This window comes from Bradyrhizobium sp. Leo114, assembly GCF_055229415.2.
The window spans coordinates 23,735-32,077 of record NZ_JBUYEN020000068.1 but is presented as its reverse complement, the minus strand read 5'-3'; the positions used below and the strand labels follow the sequence as shown (position 1 = coordinate 32,077).

Genomic DNA, 8,343 nt, shown 5'->3' with positions numbered 1-8,343 from the left:
GCAGGCTCGCGCTCAACATCCTTCGGTCTTGTCCTGGTCCCACCTCCATACGTCGAAAAATCAAGCGCGCCGGCTGGGACGACAGCTTCCTCCTCACCTTGCTCGGCCATATGCGATAGCCCTGCCGTAAGAACGGGGAGAGGGAGGAGAGAGCGTGCCCGCTTAGTTCTGCTCCCTCACCGAGCGCACGATCCGGATCGGAATCCCCTTGGACGACGGGGTGAAGCTCATCGGATCGTGCGCATAAAGGGGCACCAGCGGGTTGGTTTCGGGATAATAGGCGGCGCAGCAGCCGTTCGGGAAGGAATAGCCAACCACGCGGAAATTGTGCACGCTGCGCTCCATTCCGTCGGTCGAGAGCGTGACGAGATCGACCCGGTCGCCGTCCGCAAGGCCGCGCTTCTTCATTTCCGCCTCGTTCAGGAACACCACGTCGCGCTGACCGTACACGCCGCGATAGCGGTCCGACATCGAATAGAGCGTCGTGTTGTACTGATCATGGCTGCGGATGGTGCTCAGCCAGAGCATCTCCGGATCGCTTTCACAGCTATCTTCGCCCAATCCTTCGAACAGCAGGAAATTGGCTTTTCCCGACGGCGTCATCCAGATGCGCTCGCGCGCCGTCGAGGTGAGATGGAAACCGCCGGGCACGCGGATGCGGGCATTGTAGCCTTGGAAGATCGGGAACACGTCCTCGATCGCATCGCGAATGCGGTCGTAGTCGGCGACCAAGGCCTCCCAATCCACCACGCTGCGGTTGCCGAGGGTGGCGCGCGCGATTCCGGCGATGATCGCCGGCTCGCTCAGGAGATGCTCGGAGGCTGGCTTGTTGCGGCCGCCGGAGGCATGAACCATCGACATCGAATCCTCGACCGTGATCGATTGCGGTCCGGTCGCCTGGATATCGATCTCGGTGCGCCCGAGGCACGGCAGGATCAGCGCATCGCGCCCATGGATCAGATGACTGCGGTTGAGCTTGGTCGAGACATGGACCGTGAGATCCAGATTGCGCAACGCGGCCTGCGTCTGCTGCCAGTCCGGTATCGCCGCGGCGAAATTGCCGCCCATGGCGACGAACACCTTCACCTCGCCGCGCAGCATCGCCTCGAGCGCCGTCACCACGTTGTGGCCGTGCGCGGCTGGCGGCTTGAAGCCGAAGCGATGCTCCAGCCGATCGAGGAATTCCTTGGTCGGCACTTCGGTGATGCCGACGGTGCGATCGCCCTGCACATTCGAGTGGCCGCGCACCGGACAGAGGCCGGCGCCCTCGCGTCCGATGTGGCCGCGCAGGAGCGCGAGATTGACAAGCTGCTGCACATTGCAGGCGCCGCGCTTGTGCTGGGTGATGCCCATGCCATAGACGATGATCGCGCGCTCGGCCTTCAGATAGACGTGGGCGGCATGCTCCAGATCCTCGCGCGAGAGACCGGACTGCCGCTCGATATCAGGCCATTGCGCCGCCTTCAGATCCGCGATGAACGCCTCGATGCCGGCGGTATGACCACGGATGAAATCCCAATCCAGGAGCTCGGGCTTGTCGCTTGCGCGCGCGGCCTCGTCTTCCTCGGCCATCACCTTCATGATGCCCTTGAGCGCGGCAATGTCGCCGCCGACGCGCACCTGGTAGAGCGGCGAGCTGATCTTGGTGGCCGAAAACGTCGCCATTTCGACCGGATTCTGCGGATACTGGAAGCGCTCCAGTGCCCGCTCGCGGAACGGATTGAAGGAAATGATCGCGGCACCGCGGCGCGACGCCTTCCACAGGCTCGTCATCATGCGCGGGCTGTTGGTGCCGGGATTCTGGCCGAAGATGAAGATGCAGTCTGCCTTATCGAAGTCGTCGAGCAGCACGGTGCCCTTCCCCACCCCGAGCGACTGCGGCAGGCCGACGCTGGTCGCCTCATGGCACATGTTCGAACAATCAGGAAAATTGTTGGTGCCGTATTCGCGGGCGAAAAGCTGATAGAGGAACGCGGCTTCGTTCGACGTGCGACCCGAGGTGTAGAACTCCGCCATGTTCGGATCGGGCAGCGCGTTGAGGTGGCGGCCGATGATCGCGAAGGCATCGTCCCAGCTTACCGGACGGTAATGATCGGACGTCCTGTCATAGATCATCGGATGGGTGAGCCGACCGACCATTTCGAGATCGTAATCGCTCCAGCCGGACAACTCGGTGACGGAGTGCTCGGCGAAGAACTCCGGCGTGCAGCGCTTCGCCGTCGCTTCCCACGCAACCGCCTTGGCGCCGTTCTCGCAGAACTCGAACGACGACGTATGCTTCGGATCAGGCCAGGCGCAGCCCGGACAGTCGAATCCTTCGGGCTGGTTCATCCGGCTCAGCGTCGTCGCGCCCTTGATCGGAACGCGCTGCTCGATCAGATGCTCGCTCAACGCCTTGAGCGCTCCCCATCCGCCGGCCGGCTGATGATAGGGACGGATGGATTTGCGAACGGTCATCGGCAAAGGCCTTTTTTAGAATGCCAGGGTCGGTTGAGTAAAGGAGAGCTGTCCAACCGATGTCTTTCCAAAACGAGGCGGGATTTGCACAATCGCACCGCTCGCCGCGTGAGAAGCTTGCACGTCGTGCTCACGCAACTGCGCGTCATCTGTCATCGCGGCAGTGCGTTCCAGAAAAAGCGTGTCATTACGGAAGCAAAACCAACGACGCCTGCCTAGGTCTTGATGAACGGACCGCTGATGAGCGGATCTGTGCCGGTTCGACCATCTCTTTCTGGAGTATCAGCTCATGTTCTCGCGACGAGATCTTCTGGCAGCGTCGGCTGTCGGAGCCGCAATGACCGCATCCGCGCATGCTGCAAGCTTCGGCAATCCGGACGAGCCGCCTCAGGGCGCCATCAACGCCAAGTCGCCCGGAAGTCTGACCGATCCCGGTCCGCAGAATCCAGCCATCGCAAAACAGTTTCCATCCGCATTCACTCCGCCCGCGACCGACGTTGGCGGCCTGCCCACGACCTGGGCATCCTTCAACAATGCACCGAGACGCATTCAGAACGGCGGCTGGGCGCGGCAGGTCACGGTCGACGATTTCGCGATCTCGAAGGAAATATCCGGCGTGAACATGCGCCTCGCCGCCGGCGGCATTCGCGAGCTGCATTGGCATCAGGCCGCCGAGTGGGCCATTATGACCTATGGCACCTGCCGCGTGACTGTTCTCGATGCAGAGGGGCGTCCTTATGTCGGCGACCTCAAGGCGGGCGACCTCTGGTATTTTCCGGCCGGCACGCCACACTCCCTGCAGGGCCTGGGACCCGACGGCTGCGAGTTCGTGATCTGCTTCGATGACGGTCACGCCGACGAGTTCAATACGCTGCTGCTGTCGGATTGGATGGCCCACACGCCGCCCGAAGTGCTCGCCAAGAACTTCGGAGTTCCGGTCGAAAGCTTCGCGAACATTCCGCTGCACAACCTCTGGATATTCCAGGGCACCGTGCCAGGCGACCTCGCCGGCGACCGCGCCGCGATGAGCAGGAACGCAGAGATGCCGCCGCATCCCTTCATCTTCTCGCTCGAAGGCTCGCGCCCGCTCAAGCAGTCCGAGGCCGGCACCATTCACGTTGCCGACAGCACCAACTTCAATGTCGCAACAACCGTAGCCTCGGCGCTGGTCACCCTCAAGCCGGGCGCGGTCCGCGAGATGCACTGGCATCCGAACGCCGACGAGTGGCAATACTACATCAAGGGCAAGGCCCGGATGACGGTGTTCAACACCGGCCCCAATGCGCTGACAATGGACTTCAACGCGGGCGACATCGGTTACGTCAAGAAGAACTACGGGCACTATGTCGAGAACGTCGGTGACACCGACCTGCAATTCGTCGGCGTGTTCCGCGCCCCTCGTTACGAGGAAGTCTCGCTGACGAACTGGCTCACGCATACGCCGCCCAAGCTGGTAGCGCAGCATCTCAACATCGACGAAGCGATGATTGCCAAGTGGCCCGACAACAGTCCGGGTATCATGCCGAAGGCATGAACCTGGGTATCATGCCGAAGGCATGAACCTGGGTATCTTGCCGAAGGCATGATCGCAGTCGGGCGGACTCATTGCGCCCGTCCGACATCCTCATGGAGCGGCAGGGTGAACTGGAAGGTCGCGCCCGGCCCGGCATTGCGGGATGCAGACAGCTTTCCGCCATGGGCCTCGACGATCGAGCGGCAGATCGACAATCCCAAGCCAAGGCCGGCCGACTTGGTGGTGAAGAACGCATTGAACAGCCGCTCGGCGTTCTCGTCGGAAAAGCCGACGCCGCAGTCCGCCATGATCAGGATGGCCTGATCGGCATCGAAACTGCGCTGCGATCGGATCAGCAATTCGCGCGGCCGATCCGTAACAGGCTGCATCGCCTCGATGCCGTTCATCACCAGGTTCATGACGACCTGCTGCAATTGAACCCGGTCGGCGCGGACGATCAGCGGATCGGTCGCAAGCTCCGTACGCAGCGTGATCTGCTTGCTCGTGAGCTCGCGCCGCATCAGCACGCGGGCCTCGTTGACGACCTCGTTGATGTCAAGAAGCGCCCGCTCCGTATCGGTCTTGCGTGCCAGCGCCCTAACGCGCCCGATCACGTCGGCCGCGCGGCTGACATCCTTGACGATCCATTCCACCGAGCGCCGCGCATGCTCCATGCCCGCCGCGCCGCGGTCGAGCCAGCGCAGGCAAGCCTCGCCGTTCGACATGATCGCGGCCAGCGGCTGGTTCACCTCGTGGGCGATGGAGGACGTCAACTCGCCGAGCGTGATCACGCGCGTGGCGTGCGCGAGGTCCGCCTGCGCGTCGTTGAGCGCGGCCTCGGCCTGCTTGGCGGCAGTGACGTCGGTCACCGCACCGATGTACTCGATGCCATCAGGACCGTCCTTCACGGCATGGGCCAAAGTGCGAATATGCTTTAGCGCGCCATTCGGCATCACCAGCCTGGCCTCGTGACCGAAATCCACGCCATTCTGCGAAGCCTCCTCGAGCAATTGCTGCACGAAATCCCGATCTTCGGGATGCATACGCCGCAGAACGAACTCCAATGTCGGCGTTGTGGCCGGATCGCATTCGAAGATCCGAAACGTCTCCTCCGACCAGCTGATCTCGCCGGTCGCCACCTTCCAGCCAAAGCTGCCGGTGCGGCTCAGCCGCTGCGCTTCGGCCAGGTACATTTCGCTCCGCAGCAGCCGGGCCTCGGTCCGCTTCTGCGCTTCGAGCGCAGCCAACAGATCGCGGCGAGAAAGCTCCAGCGATCTCGTCGCCTTTCGCTGTGCCGCAGCGATCCAGTTAACGAACAGCGCCGTGATCAAGAACAAACTCACGCGCGGGATCTGATGAACATCGATCTCGAACGAATTGATGGGAGAGGCCACGAAATACTCGAACGCCAAACCTGCAAGCGCAGTCGACACCAAGCCGGGGCCGAGGCCGCCGAACCAGGCCGCAAACATGATCGCGCAAAGAAATAGCGAGACGTACGGTTCGATGTTCAGGTACTCGACCGCGGCCTTGGAGGCGATCAGGGCTGCAGCGACCGACAAGATCGCAACCGCATAACGGGAGAACGTCGCCCAGGGCGTCTGATCGAAATCGGTCAGTCCCAAGCGCCAATCTGAAGATGGCCGCGGGGCATCGACGGACAAAGCGGGCGCACCTGTTTCGCTGCTACGCTGGCCCGGATACATGCCAAATGCTCCTTGTGCCGCCCGATCATGAAATCCCTGCTTACGGTCGCGCAAGAGCTCTTCCAACTCAAGACTCGTTCTTCCAACTCAAGAGCCGTTGAATTTCCGTGTGGCAGGAGTGGACGAGCCGTGAACGGCGGCCGCGATGCGGTTTTGGTGATCGTCGGGACCCGTCCCGTCTGGCGACCGACCGGGTCGGAAAAACCCGCCTGCCGAAGAATTCAGATCTTGACAGTCGGACCTTGCCCATCACGCCCCTGCAGGGCCTGTTCAAGGTTTTGAATGAGATTGTCGGTCTCGAACGGCTTGGTCAAGAGACAGACTGCACCGGCGCTTGCGGCGTGGGCGGACACGGCCGCCTCGGGAAAAGCCGTGATAAAGATGAAAGGTATCTCGTTGCCGCGGGCGCGCAGGCGAAGCAGGAGCTCGACGCCGTTAGTGCCGGGCATATTGACGTCGGCGATCACGCAGGAGGTCTGGTCGAGCACGCCGGACTGCAGAAATTCGTCAGCCGACCCAAACGTGAGAACGCCATAACCAAAAGACCTCAGCAGATTGTCGGTCGCGGTACGGACGGACGCATCGTCGTCGATGATGGAGATCATCGGTGTTGTCGGCAAGATCGCTGTCCTTTTGGGGAAACGGGGAATAAGGATCCGCTAGCGCGCGATGACTTTTCCTCGAATCGTCAGCCCGCCTAGATTCTTGTCCGGCACACGATCTGCCGCGCAAACGTTCCCCATTTGTCGCGCGGAAAAGCCGGCACCGCTTCCCCGGATCGCACGCTCGTAACGTTAAAATGCGCTCTATCAAGGTACCGGGGAATCATACTTAGGTTTCTCGCCCACAGCTATCGGCGGCGAATTCCGATCATTTCGGCCATCCTGACCAGATCGGCGAGCGATTTTGCGCCCATCTTCTTCATGACGCGCCCGCGATGGATTTTGACGGTGATCTCGGCAACCCCGATCTGCGCCGCAATCTGCTTGTTCATGAGACCCGCAGCCACCAAAGCCAGTACTTCGCGTTCACGGTCGGTCAGGGTCTCGAAATGTTCTCGCAAGCCCGTAACGGCTTTCTCAGCCTCGCGCCTTTCGCGATCGCGCTTGATCGCGGTCATCACGGAATCGAGCATATCCTGATCGCGGAACGGCTTGGTCAGGAAGTCGATCGCCCCGCCCTTCATGGCGCGGACGCTCATCGGAATGTCGCCGTGACCGGTCATGAAGATGATGGGAATGTGGACGTCGGCCCTGGCCAATTCGAGCTGGAGGTCGAGCCCACTCAACCCGGGCAGCCGGATGTCCAGCACCAGGCAACTCGCGACATCAGGCAACTTGCTGTGCAGCAATTCCGCGGCGGAGCCGAACTCCTGCACCTCCAGGCCCACCGATTGGAACAGGTTGGCAAGCGCCCGTCGTACGCTCTCGTCATCGTCGACGACGAAGACAACTGACTCCTGGCCCGTCGTCAGGTCGTGAGGCGACGCAAACGGATTCATGCGCCATCTCCGCATGCAATGGCCGAATGAGAACTCCAGCGGACGGCAGCAGACGGATGTTTCGGATTCAAAACTGATTTTCCGGGTATCCCTGACCTCTGACGTTAGAACACATCAGCGGAACCTCCGCAATTCTACGGGGGTGCCGGGAACAGGACGCAACCATGCTCCCGCGGCGCTGCTGCTATGCCTGCGACAAAATAGCCAACCGGGATCGAAGGCCTAGCGGCCGACTTCCACACTGGCAGTGGTGCCGGCAACGAGGCGCACCCCGTCAGGCACATGATCGATGTGAATATGCACCGGGATCCGCTGCGCCAGCCGCACCCAGGTGAAGATCGGATTGACCGACGCGAGCCCGCCCTGCCCCGGCTGCGCGTTGGTGACAGTGATGCCGCGCGACACCCCGCCGACATGGCCACGGATGAGCTGGCTGTAGCCCATCAAGCGGACTGTCGCCGGATCATTGTCGCGAATCCTTCCAAGGCTCGTCTCCTCAAAATAGCCGTCGACCCAGAAGGAATCGGCGTCGACCAGCGAGACCAGGTTTTGGCCGATATTGGCGTAGTCGCCGCGCTGGGCCAGCAGATTCGTCACATAGCCATTGACGGGTGAGCGAACGGTGACACGGCTGAGATTGAGCTCCGCCTTGGAGACCATGGCCTGACCCGCGGCGACAGCGGCTTGCAGTTGATGCAGCGAGCTTGCCGATTGCTGAAAGACGTCCGTCGACACCCAGCCTTCTCCGCGCAGCTTCGCCTGCCGTCCTTCGTTGGCGCGCGCGTAGTCGAGCGCGGCCTGGTCGCGCGCAACCTGGGCGCGGGCAGCGTCCAACGCGATCTGGTAGTCGTTCGGTTCGATCTCGAACAGCACGTCGCCCTTGCGCACCATCTGGTTGTCGGCGACCGGCAGGTTGACGATCCGCCCGGCAATCTCCGGCGCGACGGTCACGACATAGGCCCGCACCATGCCGTCGCGCGTCCACGGCCGCCCCATATAGACGTCCCACGCGAACCATCCCAACAACGCCGCCACCACGACAGCGCCCAGCGTGAGCAGTGCCGGGATCACGGAACTGAGCGATATCCTGCGGCTCGCCCCGCCTGCCGAAGAGCGCAGCAGAGCTTTCCCATCGCCCGCCAATCGCGTCTGAACTTCAGACATCG

The 8,343-nt window shown here is 62.1% G+C and carries 6 protein-coding genes and 1 pseudogene; 2 read left to right on the top strand and 5 right to left on the bottom strand.

Going from position 1 to position 8,343, the window contains the following annotated elements; genetic code table 11:
- A pseudogene (locus ACZIRK_RS40510) lies at positions 1 to 119 on the top strand (ISAs1 family transposase); the annotation flags it as partial.
- A gap of 43 nt (positions 120 to 162) precedes the next feature.
- Here the strand turns inward: ACZIRK_RS40510 and ACZIRK_RS40505 are convergent.
- Positions 163 to 2,457 (bottom strand): FdhF/YdeP family oxidoreductase, encoded by a 2,295-nt coding sequence (locus tag ACZIRK_RS40505; RefSeq protein ID WP_474419446.1) that lies wholly within the window; start codon positions 2,455 to 2,457, stop codon positions 163 to 165.
- A gap of 289 nt (positions 2,458 to 2,746) precedes the next feature.
- Between ACZIRK_RS40505 and ACZIRK_RS40500 the strand changes: the two genes are divergently transcribed.
- Positions 2,747 to 3,991, top strand: a complete 1,245-nt coding sequence (locus ACZIRK_RS40500) for an oxalate decarboxylase family bicupin (protein WP_474419445.1) — start codon at positions 2,747 to 2,749, stop codon at positions 3,989 to 3,991.
- 68 nt (positions 3,992 to 4,059) lie between these two features.
- Here the strand turns inward: ACZIRK_RS40500 and ACZIRK_RS40495 are convergent, their stop codons facing one another.
- The 4 genes from ACZIRK_RS40495 to ACZIRK_RS40480 all read right to left on the bottom strand — a co-directional run bounded on the left by ACZIRK_RS40495 (position 4,060) and on the right by ACZIRK_RS40480 (position 8,341).
- Positions 4,060 to 5,595 carry an ATP-binding protein gene (locus ACZIRK_RS40495; protein ID WP_474419444.1) on the bottom strand — a complete coding sequence of 512 codons (1,536 nt, stop codon included), beginning with the start codon at positions 5,593 to 5,595 and terminating at the stop codon, positions 4,060 to 4,062.
- Between the two features lie 302 nt (positions 5,596 to 5,897).
- Positions 5,898 to 6,296, bottom strand: a complete 399-nt coding sequence (locus ACZIRK_RS40490; RefSeq protein WP_130227863.1) for a response regulator transcription factor — start codon at positions 6,294 to 6,296, stop codon at positions 5,898 to 5,900.
- Between the two features lie 230 nt (positions 6,297 to 6,526).
- Positions 6,527 to 7,177: a response regulator transcription factor gene (locus ACZIRK_RS40485; protein WP_028162152.1), complete on the bottom strand. Its 651-nt coding sequence runs from the start codon at positions 7,175 to 7,177 to the stop codon at positions 6,527 to 6,529.
- A 222-nt stretch (positions 7,178 to 7,399) separates the two neighbouring features.
- Positions 7,400 to 8,341 carry an efflux RND transporter periplasmic adaptor subunit gene (locus tag ACZIRK_RS40480; protein WP_130227862.1) on the bottom strand — a complete coding sequence of 314 codons (942 nt, stop codon included), beginning with the start codon at positions 8,339 to 8,341 and terminating at the stop codon, positions 7,400 to 7,402.
- Positions 8,342 to 8,343 lie beyond the last annotated feature (2 nt).